Genomic DNA, 15,680 nt, shown 5'->3' with positions numbered 1-15,680 from the left:
CTCCTCGGTAGGGCGGCTTCAGGACAGGGACTGCACGGCTTCGCGCACAACCTCGCCGACGCGGGTGACTTCGGCGTCGGTGAGGTTGGCGTGCATCGGGATCGCGAGCTGACGCGCGAACGCGTCCGCCGAGACGGGCAGCGGGGCCTGGGGACCGTAGATCGGCTGCAGGTGCGAGGCGTAGGTGCCGAAGTTGCACTGCACGCCCGTTTCGCGGATGCGCAGCGCGAGGGTGTCGCGGCTGACCTCGGGCGCCACCGTGAGCAGGTAGGCCTGCCACGGGTGCTCGCGATCGGGCAGTTCCACCGGGACGGTCAGCGCGTCGACGTCCGCGAAGGCCTCGTGGTAGCGCTTCGCGACCGAGCGACGTGAAGCGAGGAGATCCGGCAGCCGGTCGAGCTGGACGTTCATGATCGCGGCCTGGACGTCCGACATGCGGAAGTTGTAGCCGAGCTCGTGGAACTCCGGGATCGGCAGCGTGTTCGAGCCTTCGCGGCTGATCGCCGGCTCGATGCCGTAGGTGTGCAGCTTGCGGGCGTGCGCGATGAGGTCTTCGCGGTCGGAGACCAGCGCGCCGCCTTCGCCCGCGGTGATGCCCTTGCGGCCGTGGAAGGAGAACGCGGCGAGGTCGGCGAGGCTGCCCGCCGGGCGTGTCTTGTACGTCGCGCCGGCGGCGCACGCGGCGTCCTCGAACAGCCAGAGGCCGTGCTTGTCGGCGATCGCGCGGTATTCGTCGAAGTCGCCCGGCTGGCCGGCGACGTCGACGGCGAGGATGCCGACGGTCTTCGGGGTGATCAGGGACTCGACGTGCGCCGGGTCCGCGCTGAAGACGTCCGGGCGGATGTCGGCGAACACCGGGGTCGCGCCGGCCTGCACGACGGCGTGGCCGGTGGCCGGGAACGTGTAGTCGCCGACGATGACCTCGTCGCCCGGCCGCACGCCCAAGACCTTGAGCCCGAGGAAGAGCGCCGAACCGCAGTTCGCGGTCGTCAACGCGTGCGCGGTGCCGGTGACCTGGGCGAACCGCTCTTCGAAGCGGCGGCACGCCGGTCCGGCGCCGGCCAGCCAGCCGGACCGGAAGACCTCGGCGACGGCGGCGAGCTCCTCTTCACCCACGGTCGGCTGACCAAGGGCAATGCTGTCGGTCGACATACCTCTCCCATTGCGTGGGGACCCGGCGAAGTGTATATACGCTCGCTCAGGTGATTCACAGGCCCACGCCGAAGACCACCTTCGAGCGACAACTTCCCCAGGTCGGGCGACGTCTTAGGGTGGGTCCATGCGATTCGGGGTGCTGGGGGCCGTCGCCGCGTGGCGTCCGGACGGCACGCAGGTGGCGGTGGGCGGCCCCCGGTCGCGAACCCTGCTGGCGTTGCTCGCCCTGGAAGCCGGCCGGTTCGTGCCGGCCGAGCGGCTGATCGACGGCATGTACGGGGACTACCCACCGGACGGCGCGGCCAACGCCCTCCAGTCGCAGGTCTCCCGGCTGCGGACGGCGCTGAAGGAGCTGGCGCCGGTCGAGTTCACCGCCGCTGGGTACCGCTTGGTCGTCGAACCGGACGAAGTGGACGTTCACGCTTTCGAAAGCCTTGCGCGCGAAGGCCGGACGCTGCTGAAGAACGGCGAGCCCGCCCGAGCGGCGTCCACCTTGGACGAAGCGCTGGCGTTGTGGCGCGGGCCCGCGTTCACCGACCTGGCCGACGCGCCGTTCGCCGCGGCCCGGTCCACCCGGCTCGAGGAGCTGCGGGCCGACGCGGCGGACGACCGCGTCGAAGCCCGGCTGGCCCTCGGGCACGCCGAAGACGTCCTCGCCGAGCTGAGGGAGACCGTCGCCGCGCAGCCGCTGCGGGAACGGCCGCGCGCGCAGCTCGTCCGCGCGCTCACCGCCGCGGGCCGGCCGGCCGACGCGCTGGCCGCGTTCGAAGACGCCCGCCGCACGCTGGCCGACGAGCTGGGCGCCGACCCTGGTCCAGACCTCGCCGAAGCCCACCTCGCCGTGCTTCGCGGCGAGACGGAGAGGCCGGCGATCCCCGCGTTGCCCGCGCAGCTGACCAGCTTCGTCGGGCGGGACGGCGAGCTGCGGCAGGTGGCCGAGCTGCTGGAGCGCAGCCGGCTGGTGACGCTGACCGGGCCGGGCGGCACCGGCAAGACGCGGCTGGCCGTCGAAATCGCCGCCGCGGAAGCCGGGCCGGTCGCGTTCGTCGAACTGGCCCCGCACAGCGGCCCCGGTGTCGCCGGGGCGGTGCTGGGCGCGCTCGGCCTGCGCGAGAGCACGCGCGGCGGCCCGCAGGACCCGGCCGATCGGCTGATCTCGGCCCTGCGCGACCGGGCGGCGCTGCTCGTGCTCGACAACTGCGAGCACGTCGTCGACGTCGCGGCCCGGCTGGCCGCGCGGCTGCTCGGCGCGTGCCCGGGGCTGCGGGTGCTGGCCACCAGCCGTGAGCCGCTCGGCATCACCGGCGAGCAGCTGGCGCCGGTGCCGCGGCTGGCCGTCCCGCCGCCCGGGACTCCCGCCGCGGAGGCGCTGGCCTACCCGGCGGTCCGGCTGTTCGCCGACCGCGCGGCCGCGAGCGACCCGGCGTTCACCGTCGGCGAGGCGACGATCGGCGACGTCCAGCACATCTGCGCGGCCCTCGACGGCCTGCCGCTGGCGCTGGAGCTGGCCGCGGCGCGCGTCCGGAGCCTGGACCTCGGGGAGATCGCGGCCCGGCTCGACGACCGGTTCCGGCTGCTCGCCCGCGGCAGCCGGACGGCCGAGGAGCGCCACCGCTCGCTGCGCGGGGTCGTCGAGTGGAGCTGGGACCTGCTCGGCGACGACGAACGCGAGCTCGCCCGGCGGCTGACGGTCTTCCCCGGCGGCGCGACGCTGACCGCGGCGGCCGAGGTCTGCGGGGCCGACGCCGATCTCCTTCTCGAGCTGGCCGACAAGTCGCTGGTCGAAGCCGTCGGCGGCCGGTTCCGGATGCTCGAGACGATCCGCGCGTTCGGCGCCGAGAAGCTCGCCGAAGCGGGCGAGACCGAGACGTTCTCCCGTGCGCACGCCGAGTACTTCCTGCGGTTCGCCGAAGAAGCCGACCCGATGCTGCGGACCGCGGCGCAGCTGGACTGGCTGGACCGGATCGACGCCGAGTACGACAACCTCCTGGCCGCCCTGCGCTGGGCGACCGAGCACGACGTCACGCTCGCGCTGCGGCTGGTGCCGCTGCTGGCGATGTACTGGTGGATGCGCGGACGCCGGTTCGAGGGCGCCGGTCTGTCCCTGGCCGTCGTCTCACGGACCCCGCCGGAGCTGCGCGAGGAGTACGCCGAGGAGTTCCTGGTGTGCGTGCTCGGGGCGCTGTCGGGGGCGCCGCACGAGTCGCTGGAGCAGTACCTGCCGCTGGTCCGGCGGTACGCGGCGGACGGCGACTGGGCGCCCCGCAACCCGATGCTGGTGATGCTGCTCGGCGTGGTCGTGGGCCCGCCCGGCGACGACGAAGAGCTGACGGGCCGGGGCGAGGGCCTGCTGGCGGCCGGGGACGCCTGGGGCTGGGCGCTGCTGCCGACGGGCATGGGCCTGCGGGCGATGATGACCGGCGACCTGGCCGGTGCCGAGGAAGGGCTGCGCGAGGGCGCGACGCAGTTCCGCGCGCTGGGCGAGCGGTGGGGCCTGTCGATGGCCTTGGACCACCTGTCCCAGCTGCTCACGTGGCGCGGCGAGCACGATGCCGCCCTGCCGCTGATGGACGAGGCGCTGGGGCTGATCCACCAGATCGGCGCGACCGACGACGCCGCCGACCTCATCTGCCGCCGCGCCTGGGCCCGCCTGCTTTCGGGCGACCCGGCCGGTGCCTGCGCGGACTACGAACTGGCGGCGGCGACGGCCCGCCGCACGGGCATGCCGGAGTCCCGCGCGGCCGCGTACGTAGGGCTGGCGAACCTGGCCCGGTACGAAGGTGACCTGGCCGCGGCCCGCGCGTTGGGCGAGCGCGCGCTGGCGGAGTGCCCTGGCGGCTCGTTCGCGGCGGAGACGGGCCGCGCGATGGCGCTGATCTCGCTCGGCTGGCTCGCCTTGGCCGAGGGCAGGCGGCCGGAAGCGGCCCGGCTGCACCGCTCGGCGCTGCTCACCGGACGGCAGTGGCACGCGAGCGACGTCGTGGCGTTCGCGCTGGAGGGCTTGGCCGGAGTGGCCCCGCCCGAGCAGGCGGCGACGCTCCTGGGCGCGGCGGCGGGAGTGCGCGGGACGTCGATCGCCGGCGACCCGGACGCCTCGTCGGTGCGAGGCCGGGTCGTCGAGTCGCTGGGGACGGCCGGGTTCGAGCGGGCCTACGGGACCGGCTTGGGCATGAGCGCGCAGAAGGCGCTCGAGCATTCGGCGGTCGCCGTCACCCCGGCTGACGGCGAGCGCTGACCAGCGGGACCGCGTGCCGGTCACCCGAGCGGACCATCGCCAGCAGCGGCTTCACCAGCACGCCCAGCACCCGCGCCACCGCCGGCCGCCCGTTCTTCCGGGCGAGGTCCGGCCCGAACCGGTCCATCAGCGCCACCAGGCCCGGCAACGTCCGCACGAACAGCGTCGCCTCTTCGATCAGCCCGTCGGAGTCGAGGCGCACCAGCGTCGCCTCTTCGATCGGCTCGCCGCCGATCCGTCCGGTGTAGACCACCACCCGCGTCCGCTCGTCGCCGACGTCGGTGTGGAAGCGGATGTCCGAAAGGTGCGCGTACGCCACCTCGATCAGCGGCCGCAGCTGCGCGTGGCCGGTGAACCGCACCCGCGAGGTGAGCGGCGAATGCAGGACGGCGTCCGGCGCGAACGCCGTCATCGCCAGGTCGACGTCGCCCGCTTCGGCCGCGCGACGATAGGTCTCGGTGCTCATCGTTCCCCCTCGATCAGCGCGGCCAGGCCGCGCCACAACAGGTCCACCGTCAGCGCGACGACCTCGTCACGCGGGATTTCGCGGTGGCGCCACCACCACGTCGCGATCGCGTTCAACGCGCTCTTCGCCGCCTCCGCCAGCACCTCGTCGGCCAGCGGGCGCGGGATGCGGGCCGTGAGGTCCAGTGGCACGCCGTGGAACAGCGCCGCCAGGGTGGCCGTCGCCCGTTCCTGGCCGCGGCGGTGCACCGACGCGACCGCCGGGTCCGACGGCGTCTCCGCGAAGATCATCCGCCAGCCCCGCTCGTGGTTCTCGATCCACGCGAAGATCGCCGAGACGCGGCCGCGCAGCAGCACTTCCGGGTCGTCCGACGGCGGGAGTGCTCCCCAGCCGGCCAGCAATCCGTCCACTTCGGACTCCAGGAGCGCCGCGTACAGCTCCGCCTTCGCCGGGAAGTGGTCGTAGAGCACCGGCGTGCTGATCCCGGCGGCCGCCGCCACCTCGCGCATCCCGGCCGCGTCGTAGCCCGCCGACGCGAACACCGAGCCGGCCGCGGCGAGGATCCGCTCGCGCCGCGCTTCCCGCGTCAACCGCTTACCTGACATCGGTTAGGTACTGTACCTGACGACTGTTAGGTAACGCCAGGGAACAGCGACCCCGCGACACTCGCGTAGCCTGGTCGATCGTGCGCAACGTGGTGGTCGTCGGGGGTGGAATCGTCGGTCTGGCCGTGGCCTGGGAGCTGACCAGGCGCGGGCTGGACGTCACGGTGCTGGAAAAGGAATCGCGCTGGGCGGCGCACCAGACCGGGCACAACTCGAACGTCGTCCACGCCGGGCTCTACTACAAGCCCGGGTCCTTCAAGGCACGCATGTCCGTCGCCGGGAACCGGTCCATCGTGGACTTCGCACGCCAGTACGGCGTGCCCGTCGAGGTCTGCGGGAAGCTCGTCGTCGCGACCGACGAGAAGGAGATCCCGGCGCTGAACACGCTCGCCGAGCGGGCCGAAGCCAACGGCGTCCCGGCGAAGAAGATCTCCCCCGCCGAGGCGCGCGAGTACGAGCCCGAGGTCGCCTGCGTCGCCGCGCTGCGGGTCGAATCCACCGGGATCATCGACTTCCCCGGCGTCTGCCAGGCGCTCGTCCGGCTGCTCGACGAAGCCGGCGTCGACCTCCGGCTGAACAGTCCCGCGCTGGCCATCCGCGCCGGGAGCGACGGCGGGGTCGAGGTCGCGACCGGTGAGGACGTCATCGTCGCGGACGGGCTCGTCAACTGCGCCGGGCTGCACTCCGACCGCGTCGCGCGGCTGGCCGGGCTGACCCCGTCGGCGAAGATCGTGCCGTTCCGCGGCGAGTACTACGAGCTCAAGCCCGAACGCCGCGGCCTGGTCAAGGGCCTGATCTACCCGGTGCCGGACCCGACGCTGCCGTTCCTCGGCGTGCACCTCACGCGGATGCTCGACGGCAGCGTGCACGCCGGCCCGAACGCCGTGCTCGCGCTGCGTCGCGAGGGCTACCGCTGGGCCGACTTCTCCGCGAAGGACGTCGCCGAGGTCGCGGCCTTCCCCGGCGTCTGGCGGCTCGCGAAGAAGTACGCGTTCCCGACCGGGCTCGACGAAGTCCGGCGCTCGTTCTCGAAGAAGCGGTTCGCGGCAAGCCTCGCCCGGCTCGTCCCGGCCGTCACCGAGGACGACATCGTCCGCCACGGCTCGGGCGTGCGCGCGCAGGCGATGCGCCGTGACGGCTCCCTCGTCGACGACTTCCTCATCGAGACCGCGCGCGACCAGGTGCACGTCCTGAACGCGCCGTCGCCGGCCGCGACGAGCGCGCTCGAGATCGCGCGCCACATCGCCGACCAGGTGTCGAAGGACTAACCGGGCAGGTTCGCCGTCACCAGCGGCAGGCCCTGCTTGACGACGTCGCACGTCTTGGTGTCGTCGCCGATGAACCCGCTGACCACCTGCACCGACGACGTTTCCGTGATCGGCAGGAACGCGCCGCAGGTCACGCGCAGGCCGCCCAGGTTCGGGTAGACGCCCCACTTCTTGCCGCCGACGTCGACGGTCTCGAGCGGGGTGACGCCCTTCACGCCCGGCCAGTCGGTCATCGGCGTGCTCGGGCCGAACCAGACTTCGAACGCCTTCTGGCCTTGATCGCCGTCGGTGTCGTCCCAGAGGCAGTAGGTCGCGTTGGGGACCGTCGAGGAGCTGTCCTTCTCCCCGGTGGGCGAGATGTTCTTCAGCTGCGCCACCTGGTCCGGCTTCAGCATCGCGCACGGGTCGGCCGACAGCAGCGGCCCGCCCGGCTCCGTCTTGGCCGGCGCCGTCGGGGTGATCGACGGCGCGTCCTGGCCGCCGGGCAGGTGCGCCGCGACCTGCGGGATGGCCGTCTTGGCCAGCTCGCACGACTTTTCGATCGGCGGCTCGGAGACGCTGACGTACGCGAACGACTTGTCGCCGAAGAGGGCGTACAGCACGCAGTCGTCGGAGAGGAGCGACGGGTACTGCCGCCAGCTGAAGCCGGCGATCTGCTGCGGCTCGCCCTTCGGGACGGCCCCGGCGATGTACTCGTTGAAGTCGATGTCCGTCGTGTAGCCGACATTCAGGATGGCCGACGGCTCGATGTCGTCCTTGGTGTTCCAGAGGCACATCGCCGTCTGGTTCCGGTCCTTGTTCTCCGGCACCGAACGGCCCTTGGCCTCGTAGCCGAGCGCGTCGAGCTGGCCCTCGTCGAGCAGCGAGCAGGCGTCGACGGCCTTGACGATCGGGCCTTGGCCCGGCACCGGCGCCGCCGAACCGCCGACGGCCACCGTGCAGCCGGACGCCACGGTCAGGGCCGCCAGGGCCACCGTGACCTGCCACTTCATGCGCATGCGAAGAGTCCTCTCCCGTTCGGCCCGGACCTTACTGGGCCGAACGGGCGCGCACCTGGCATACCGCGAATCAGCGGGGTGTGAGGACTTCCTTGCCGCCGACGAACGGGCGCAGCGCCTCCGGCACGCGGACCGAACCGTCCTCCTGCTGGTGGTTCTCGACGATCGCGACGATCCAGCGGGTGGTGGCCAGGGTGCCGTTGAGCGTCGCGGCGATCAGCGGCTTGCCGTTCTCGCCGCGGTAGCGGACCGAGAGGCGGCGGGCCTGGAACGTCGTGCAGTTGGACGTCGAAGTCAGCTCGCGGTAGGTGTCCTGCGTCGGGATCCACGCCTCGCAGTCGAACTTGCGGTGCGCGGACGTGCCGAGGTCGCCGGTCGCGGTGTCGATGACCCGGTAGGGCACCTCGATCTTCGCGAGCATCTGCTCTTCCCAGCCGAGCAGCCGCTCGTGCTCGGCTTCGGCGTCCTCCGGCTTGGTGTAGACGAACATCTCCACCTTGTCGAACTGGTGGACGCGGATGATGCCGCGGGTGTCCTTGCCGTACGAGCCGGCCTCGCGCCGGTAGCAGGACGACCAGCCCGCGTAGCGGTTCGGGCCGTCGTTCAGGTCGAGGATCTCGTCGGCGTGGAAGCCGGCGAGCGGCACCTCCGACGTGCCGACGAGGTACAGGTCGTCGTCTTCGAGGTGGTAGATCTCGCTCGAGTGCTGACCGAGGAAGCCGGTGCCGGCCATGATCTCCGGGCGCACGAGCGACGGCGTGATCATCGGCGTGAAGCCGTTCTCGAGCGCCTGGGCGATGGCCATGTTGAGCAGGCCGAGCTGCAGCTGCGCGCCGACGCCGGTGAGGAAGTAGAACCGCGAGCCCGAGACCTTCGCCCCGCGTTCCATGTCGACGCCGCCGAGCGCTTCGAGCAGCTCGAGGTGGTCCTTCGGGGTGAAGTCGAACTTGGTCGGCTCACCGACGTGCTTGAGCACGGCGTAGTCGTCTTCGCCGCCGACCGGCGCGTCCGGGTGCACGAGGTTCGGCACGGTCCGGAAGAGCTGGTCGAACTCCTCCGACGCGGTGTTCTGCTCCGCCTCGGCCGCCTTGACCTGGGCGGCGAGCTCCTTGGCCGTGGCCAGCAGCTGCTGCTTCTCCTCCGGCGGCGCCTTCGGGATCTGCTTGCCCAGGAGCTTCTGCTCGTTGCGCAGCTTGTCCGCGGCGGCGATGGAAGAGCGGCGCCGGGTGTCGAGGGAGAGCAGCTTGTCGACCACTCCTTCGTCTTCACCACGGGCGCGCTGCGACGCGCGCACGGCTTCCGGGTCATCGCGCAGAGTCCTGGGGTCAATCACGAAGACAGAGGGTAGTCCGTACAGACTGTGCGTCCCTACTGGGTTATCCCGACAGTCTGATCGTTGAAGCGCTGTTCACGGCCTCCTCATACTCGCTTGAGACCCCGAGGAGGCGTTCGATGACCGATGAGCTGCTCGCCCGGCACCGCGCTGTCATGCCGTCCTGGATGTCGCTGCTCTACGAAGAGCCGATCGAGATCGTGCACGCGCACGACCGGCGCATGACGGACTCGCAGGGCCGCACCTACCTCGACTTCTTCGCCGGCGTGCTGACCAACTCGATGGGCTACGACGTCGCCGAGATCGGCGACGCGGTCCGCAAGCAGCTCGACACGGGCATCCTGCACACCTCGACGCTGTACCTGATCCGCTCGCAGGTCGAGCTGGCCGAGCGGATCGCCAAGCTGTCGAACATCCCCGACGCGAAGGTGTTCTTCACGAACTCCGGCAGCGAGGCCAACGACACGGCGCTGATGCTGGCGACGCAGTTCCGGCGCAGCAACCAGGTGCTGGCGATGCGCAACTCCTACCACGGCCGGTCGTTCGGGACGGTCGCGATCACCGGCAACCGCGGCTGGTCGGCGTCGGCGCTGAGCCCGGTCAAGGTCAACTACGTCCACGGCGGCTACCGGTACCGCAGCCCGTTCCGCGACCTGTCGGACGCGGCGTACATCGACGCCTGCGTCGCCGACCTGGTGGACGTCCTGGACACGGCGACAGCGGGCGACGTCGCGTGCCTGATCGCCGAGCCGATCCAGGGCGTCGGCGGCTTCAGCCTCCCGCCGGACGGCCTGTTCCGCGCGATGAAGGAGGTGCTGGATTCGTACGGCGTGCTGTTCGTTTCGGACGAGGTCCAGACGGGCTGGGGCCGCACGGGCGAGCACTTCTGGGGCATCGACGCGCACGGCGTGACGCCGGACATGATGACGTTCGCGAAGGGCCTCGGCAACGGCCTGGCGGTCGGCGGAGTGGTGGCCCGAGGGGACGTGCTGGACTGCTTCCAGGCCCAGTCGTTCTCGACGTTCGGCGGCAACCCGGTCTCGATGGCGGGCGCGACGGCGGTGCTCGACTACATCAAGGACCACGACCTGCAGGCGAACTGCGCCGCTCGCGGTGCACAGCTGCTGTCGGGGTTGCGTGCTGTCGACAGCCCGCTGGTGGCCGAGGTGCGAGGCAAGGGCTTGATGATCGGCGTGGAGCTGATCAAGCCGGGCACGACGACGCCGCATGTCGCGGCGGCGGCCCGAATGCTGGAGGAGACGAAGAAGCGCGGCCTGCTGATCGGCAAGGGCGGTTTGCACGGCAACGTGCTGAGGCTGGGCCCACCGATGACGTTGACGGCGGAGGAAGCCCAGGAGGGCCTGGACATCCTGGTCGACGCACTGAAGGCAACCCACGCGGCGCTTTGACACCAGAAGAGCTGGGTGGCCATCCCGTCGCCTGAGGCCGTCAAATCACTTTGAGCCGGGCCCGCAACACAGAGACCAACGCGAGACGACAACGCAAGCTTGCGGGCCCGGCTCAAAGTGATAGGCCTCGTTCAGGCGACGGGATGACCACCCAGCGACCCACCTCTCAAACGAGAGACAGCAGCGAGACGGACGGCCATCCCAGAGCCTGCCCGTCCGGCGAGGACAGTCTTTTGTTCTCCTGCCGCCGACTCTGCTCTGCCGCGGCAAAGCGGGTCCAACCTCCCCCGCCCCTCCGGTGGGACTCTCAGCCGCCGCTCGCGTTTGTCAAGGCGGGAAAGCGTGCCTTGACAAACCCGACCGCCGACTGAAAAGCGGCTGGGATGAGGGGCGGGGGAGGTCTGGTGATGTCGTGGTCGGCTTGCGTTGCCGGCCGCCGGTTCTTCTTCAGCCCCGCACGAACCGCGCCACGTGCTCTGCCAGCTCCTCGCCCTTGTCTTCCTGCAGGAAGTGCCCCGCTCCCGCGATCACCGGGTGCTCCAAGCCCTGCGCTCCCTTCATCGAGCGCTTCAGGATCGGGGCCATGCCGCCCGTGATCGGGTCGCCGTCGGAGAACGCCACCAGGAACGGGATTTCCAGGTCCGTCAACGTCTTCCACGCCGCCCGGTTCGCTTCCGAAGCCGGGTCGTCCGGCCGGTAGGGCACCAGACCGGGCATCGCCCGGGGAGCCGCCTTGTACATCTCGTTCGGGAACGGCGCGTCGTAAGCCGCGCGCACTTCTTCCGACAAGGAAGACCGGCAGCCCGACTGGACGAACCTCGCCACGTCCAGGACCGGGGCCTTCTCCACGGCCTCGCGGAACGAATGCCACACCGCCGGCATGTCGATGTCCCCCGTCGGCAGGCCCGTGTTGGCCGCGACGACCCGCGCGAACCGCGAAGGGTTCTCGGCGACCAGGCGCAGCCCGATCAAGCCGCCCCAGTCCTGGCCGACCAGGGTCACGTCGCGCAGGTCCAGGGCGTCGAACGCGAAGCCGCGCATCCACTCGACGTGCCGGGCGTACGTGTGGTCCGCCAGGTCGCCGGGCTTGTCGGACCGGCCGAAGCCGACCAGGTCCGGCGCGATCGCGCGCAGGCCGGCCGCGGCCAGGACCGGAAGCATCTTGCGGTAGAGGAACGACCAGCTGGGCTCGCCGTGGAGCAGGAGGACGACCGGGCCGTCCGCCGGACCGGCCTCCACGTACCCGACTCTGATCACGCCGCCGTGCGGGTCGTCGAGCTCGACGTACCTGGGCTCGAAGGGGAAGTCGGGCAGGTCCGTGAACCGGTCGTCCGGTGTCCTCAGCAGGCGCACGAACCCCACGCTAGTGCGAACGGACGAACGCGGCCACGCCCGTGGGCCATCCCCACCGGATGGCCCACGACGTCCGGGTCAGGAAATACCGACCGCGACCACGAGGCCCAGGCCGATGTGCGCCGCCGCGACGACGATGCTCACCGGGGCGAACTTCTCGCTCTCGATGGTCGACGCCACGTCGATGCGGGTCGCCCACTCCAGGAGCCGGACCGCGATCACCTGGACGATGATCCCGAGCAGGCCGTAGACCAGCGACGTGATCAGGCCCTCGGTGAGGTCGCTGGCCGAGTTGAAGATCGCCACGACGACGATGAACGCCATCGAGAGCATCCCGGACGCGGTCACGATCACCGCGTTCGGCAGGCCCTGCGTGACCAGCTTCGACAGCTTGCCGGGCGTGGTCCAGTCGATCGCGTAGAAGCCGGCGAACATCAGCAGCAGGCCGATGACGCCGTACAGCAGGATCGCGCCGATCCCCCGCACGAGGTCGGAGCCGAACGTGTCGGACAGCGCAAGGGTCGTGTTCACGAGTTGTCTCCCAGGAGAAAAGAGCTGATCAGCGACGGTGTTCTATCACGACTCGACGATGCGATGTGGGACAAATGCCGCACCGTCGTCGGTGACCAGGCCGCCGGTCTCCCGGATGCCGAGGCCCGCGGAGCTGTCCCCGACGATCCACGCGCCCAGCGCCGGCCGGTAGCCGTCGAACTCGGGCAGGGGGTCGAACGCCTGGTAGACGAAGCCTTCGGCGCCGTAGACGCCGTCGGTCTGGGTCTCGTAGCCGGTCGCGACGATCTGGACGTTCGCGCCCTCGCGGCCCAGCTTGGGCTTGCGGACGTACTCCGTGAGCAGGCCGGGGTCGTCGGCGAACGCGGGCAGCAGGTTCGGGTGGCCCGGGTAGTTCTCCCACAGGATCGCGAGCAGCGTCTTGTTGGAGAGGATCATCTTCCAGAGCGGCTCGATCCACAGCGTCCGCGGCAGCGACTCGACGGCGTTGCGGCCGAACTCCTCGTCGACCACCCACTCCCACGGGTACAGCTTCAGCACGGTCGCCATCTGCGACTCTTCGAGGTCGACGAACCGCTTGAGCACCGGGTCCCAGCCGATCTCCTCGATCGCCAGGCCCACCGTGTCGAGGCCGGCCTCGGCCGCGGTTTCCTGCAGGTACGCCGTGGTGACGTTGTCCTCGCCACTCGGATCCGCGGCCGACCAGGTGAAGTGCAGCTCGTTCGACGGCAGCTTGTCCCGCAGGAACGCCCACCGCTCGACGAGCTTCTCGTGGATCGAGTTCCACTGGTCGTCGTCCGGGAAGACGTCGGTCTTCCAGTGCCACTGCAGCAGTGACGCCTCCAGCAGCGTGGTCGGCGTGTCCGCGTTGTACTCGAGCAGCTTCGCCGGCGACTTGCCGTCGTAGCGCAGGTCGAACCGCCCGTAGACGTGCGGGTCCTGGCGCTTCCACGACTCGGCGATGTGCGGCCAGACCCACTCGGGGATGCCGAACCGCTGGTAGCCCTCGGTGGTCACGACGTTGTCGACGGCCTCCAGGCACATCGAATGCAGCAGTTCGACGTCGGCCTCGAGCGAGAGGACCTCGTCCATGTCGAAGACGTAGTGCACGGACTCGTCCCAGTAGGGCCGCATCCGCCCGCTGTTGTCGCGGGCCGGCGTGCCGTAGACGAGCCCCTGCTCCTCGACGATCCGCTGCCAGTCGCGCCGCGGCTCACGCCGGTCCCGGTACACCTACGATCCCCCGCTCTTGCCGCTGCCGCCGGTGCCCCCGGTGCTGCCGCTCTTGCCGCTGATGCCGAAGCCGCCGCGCTGGACGGACTTGCCGGACTTCGTGCTGACGTTGGTGCGCGACGACGGCGCGTCGTACGAACCGCCGGACACGCGCTGCCCGATGGCGCCGGTGCCGCCGTAGTTGTAGCGGTAGCTGTTGTAGCCGCCTCCGCCGATCGGCAGGAACAGGAAGCCTCCGCTGGAGTACCCGCCGTGACTGGTGACGTAGTTCTCGTCGCAGTTGTCGTCGTTCTGGATGACACCGCTGTTGTCGGTGCAGACGGCGGTGACGTCGCCCTCCGGCTTCGCGACGGTGTAGAACGTCGCGACCAGGCCGACGAGGCCCACGGTCACACCGCTGCCGATCAGGATCTTCCGCCGGGTCGCTGCCTTGGCGTCGGCCTGACGGGCCAGCTCGGCGTCCCGCTCCTCTTGGACGAGGGCCTGCTGTCGGGCTCGCTGCTCCGCAACCGACGGCTGCTTGGGCCGCGTGTTCGAGTCCTGGAATCTCATCGAACCGCGCTTCGGCGGCTCGGGGGGCGGCTGGTCCCCAGTGTTGTTGTCCTGCGTCATGTGCGCTCCGTAATCCCGGCCACCACGAAACCGTGACCCACCCTAACCACCCTAGGTCGCGCACGTCGCACGCGGCGCGGGCATCATGGACTGCGATGTCTCCCAGCGCCGATCGGTTCCCTGCCGCCACACAGACGCTGCGCACCCGCGTCGTGATGGGCGGGATCTTCGCGGGCGCGCTCATCGCGCTCGCCCTCAGCGTCCTGTTCACCGGCAGCGGCGGCTTCGCCGGCGGGTCCGGCGGCGGGGCGGGAAAGCTCTCCCCGGCGGCGGAGGAGGCGTTCCACTCACCGCCAGGCAGCTGCCTGACCTGGAACAACGCCGACGCGAGCGACGCGAACAAGGTGGCCTGCACGCAGCCGCACAAGTTCGAGGTGACCGCGCTCGTGGACATCGGCGCCCAGTTCCCGGAGGGCGCGCCGGTGCCGTCGCTGGAGCAGTGGCAGCAGATCGCCCAGCAGAAGTGCACCTCGGACGTGAAGCCGTACCTCGGCCACAACCTCGACCCGTACGGCAAGCTCACGACGAACCTGCTGCGCCCGACGCCGTCGCAGTGGGACGACGGCGACCGCCAGCTGCGGTGCGGCCTGCAGTGGGCGGGCCCCGGCGGCACGCTGCTGGCGACCACCGGACCGGCCAAGGAGCAGGACCAGTCGCTCGTGTTCGAGCCGGGCACCTGCCTCGCGCTGCAGGGCAAGGGCGTCGGCGACCCGCTCGAGTGCACCAAGCCGCACTCCTACGAGATCATCGCGATCCTCGACCTCAAGACGAAGTTCAAGGACACCTACCCGTCGCAGGACGACCAGAAGGCCTGGCTCGACACCGAGTGCACCAAGCAGGCGGCGGACTACACGGGCGGCGCCGACCTGGACGCGAAGAAGCTGATCCTGACCTGGGACCTGCGGGAGCAGGAGAGCTGGGACGCCGGGTCGACCAAGGTCAACTGCAAGGTGGCGGCGCTGCTGCCGGACAAGAGCGGACTGCAGGCGGTGACCGGCAGCATCAAGGCCGCCCCGGCCGGTCCCGACGGCCCCGATGCCGGCCAGCCCCAGGACGGCGGCCCGCCGTCGGACGGGGGCGGCGGGCCGACCGCGTCGAACTCGGCCCCGCCGACGTCGAAGCAGAACGGCTGATGCCGGTCGAGATGAGCCGCGAGCGGTTCGAGGAACTGGTCTCGGAGGCCCTGGACGAGGTGCCCGCCGAGTTCGCGAAGGCGATGGACAACGTCGTCGTGCTCGTCGAGGAGTTCAACGACGAGGCGCCGGACATCCTCGGGCTCTACCACGGGATCGCGCTGACCGAGCGGACGTCGTCCTACGGCGGGGTGCTGCCCGACCGGATCTCGATCTACCGGCAGCCGATCCTCTCCATGTGCGAGGACGAGGACGAGGTCGTCGAGGAGGTCCTCATCACCGTCGTGCACGAGCTGGGTCACCACTTCGGGATCGACGACGCCCGGCTGCACGAGCTCGGCTGGGGCTGATCCGGCACTAGTAGTAACAC

14 protein-coding genes are annotated in these 15,680 nt (G+C 70.8%); 5 read left to right on the top strand and 9 right to left on the bottom strand.

What is annotated here, in order from left to right; all coding sequences use genetic code 11:
- Window positions 1-18: 18 nt before the first annotated feature.
- Window positions 19-1,152, bottom strand: a complete 1,134-nt coding sequence (locus AA23TX_RS41805; RefSeq protein ID WP_155548467.1) for a DegT/DnrJ/EryC1/StrS family aminotransferase — start codon at window positions 1,150-1,152, stop codon at window positions 19-21.
- A 127-nt stretch (window positions 1,153-1,279) separates the two neighbouring features.
- Between AA23TX_RS41805 and AA23TX_RS41800 the strand changes: the two genes are divergently transcribed.
- Window positions 1,280-4,390 (top strand): AfsR/SARP family transcriptional regulator, encoded by a 3,111-nt coding sequence (locus tag AA23TX_RS41800; RefSeq protein WP_155548466.1) that lies wholly within the window; start codon window positions 1,280-1,282, stop codon window positions 4,388-4,390.
- On the opposite strand, the gene AA23TX_RS41795 is transcribed toward AA23TX_RS41800, so the two are convergent.
- Window positions 4,365-4,856, bottom strand: a complete 492-nt coding sequence (locus AA23TX_RS41795; protein ID WP_155548465.1) for a nuclear transport factor 2 family protein — start codon at window positions 4,854-4,856, stop codon at window positions 4,365-4,367. The two genes, AA23TX_RS41800 and AA23TX_RS41795, sit on opposite strands and share 26 nt — an antisense overlap.
- Complete coding sequence (locus AA23TX_RS41790; protein ID WP_155548464.1) at window positions 4,853-5,461, bottom strand: TetR/AcrR family transcriptional regulator; 609 nt, start codon at window positions 5,459-5,461, stop codon at window positions 4,853-4,855. Before AA23TX_RS41790 ends, AA23TX_RS41795 begins: the two co-directional genes overlap by 4 nt.
- 80 nt (window positions 5,462-5,541) lie before the next feature.
- Between AA23TX_RS41790 and lhgD the strand changes: the two genes are divergently transcribed.
- Entirely contained in the window at window positions 5,542-6,729 is a 1,188-nt protein-coding gene (lhgD, locus tag AA23TX_RS41785; RefSeq protein WP_155548463.1) for an L-2-hydroxyglutarate dehydrogenase, read from the top strand.
- On the opposite strand, the gene AA23TX_RS41780 is transcribed toward lhgD, so the two are convergent.
- On the bottom strand, window positions 6,726-7,727 hold the full coding sequence (locus AA23TX_RS41780) for a DUF3558 family protein (protein WP_155548462.1): 1,002 nt from the start codon (window positions 7,725-7,727) through the stop codon (window positions 6,726-6,728). The genes lhgD and AA23TX_RS41780 overlap by 4 nt on opposite strands.
- 70 nt (window positions 7,728-7,797) lie before the next feature.
- Window positions 7,798-9,060, bottom strand: a complete 1,263-nt coding sequence (gene serS, locus AA23TX_RS41775; protein ID WP_155548461.1) for a serine--tRNA ligase — start codon at window positions 9,058-9,060, stop codon at window positions 7,798-7,800.
- Between the two features lie 119 nt (window positions 9,061-9,179).
- Between serS and AA23TX_RS41770 the strand changes: the two genes are divergently transcribed.
- Entirely contained in the window at window positions 9,180-10,469 is a 1,290-nt protein-coding gene (locus AA23TX_RS41770) for an aspartate aminotransferase family protein (protein ID WP_155548460.1), read from the top strand.
- A 447-nt stretch (window positions 10,470-10,916) separates the two neighbouring features.
- On the opposite strand, the gene AA23TX_RS41765 is transcribed toward AA23TX_RS41770, so the two are convergent.
- The 4 genes from AA23TX_RS41765 to AA23TX_RS41750 form a co-directional block, all read right to left on the bottom strand.
- Window positions 10,917-11,822, bottom strand: coding sequence for a haloalkane dehalogenase (locus AA23TX_RS41765; protein ID WP_230863044.1), 906 nt, complete (start codon window positions 11,820-11,822; stop codon window positions 10,917-10,919).
- A 78-nt stretch (window positions 11,823-11,900) separates the two neighbouring features.
- A complete protein-coding gene (locus AA23TX_RS41760) occupies window positions 11,901-12,353 on the bottom strand; it encodes a DUF350 domain-containing protein (protein ID WP_155548458.1) in 453 nt (150 codons plus the stop codon).
- Between the two features lie 45 nt (window positions 12,354-12,398).
- Window positions 12,399-13,565, bottom strand: a complete 1,167-nt coding sequence (locus tag AA23TX_RS41755; RefSeq protein ID WP_155548457.1) for a glutathionylspermidine synthase family protein — start codon at window positions 13,563-13,565, stop codon at window positions 12,399-12,401.
- Complete coding sequence (locus tag AA23TX_RS41750) at window positions 13,566-14,177, bottom strand: hypothetical protein (RefSeq protein ID WP_230863043.1); 612 nt, start codon at window positions 14,175-14,177, stop codon at window positions 13,566-13,568. It lies immediately after the preceding gene.
- A gap of 95 nt (window positions 14,178-14,272) precedes the next feature.
- Between AA23TX_RS41750 and AA23TX_RS41745 the strand changes: the two genes are divergently transcribed.
- Both AA23TX_RS41745 and AA23TX_RS41740 read left to right on the top strand, forming a co-directional pair.
- Window positions 14,273-15,310 (top strand): septum formation family protein, encoded by a 1,038-nt coding sequence (locus AA23TX_RS41745; RefSeq protein ID WP_155548456.1) that lies wholly within the window; start codon window positions 14,273-14,275, stop codon window positions 15,308-15,310.
- Complete coding sequence (locus AA23TX_RS41740) at window positions 15,310-15,660, top strand: metallopeptidase family protein (protein ID WP_155548455.1); 351 nt, start codon at window positions 15,310-15,312, stop codon at window positions 15,658-15,660. The genes AA23TX_RS41745 and AA23TX_RS41740 overlap by 1 nt, the downstream gene beginning before the upstream one ends.
- Window positions 15,661-15,680 lie beyond the last annotated feature (20 nt).

The organism is Amycolatopsis camponoti (assembly GCF_902497555.1).
In the GTDB taxonomy this organism is placed as follows: Bacteria; Actinomycetota; Actinomycetes; order Mycobacteriales; family Pseudonocardiaceae; genus Amycolatopsis; species Amycolatopsis camponoti.
The sequence above is the reverse complement of the archived record's forward strand: the minus strand, read 5'-3'. Positions and strand labels throughout refer to the sequence as shown.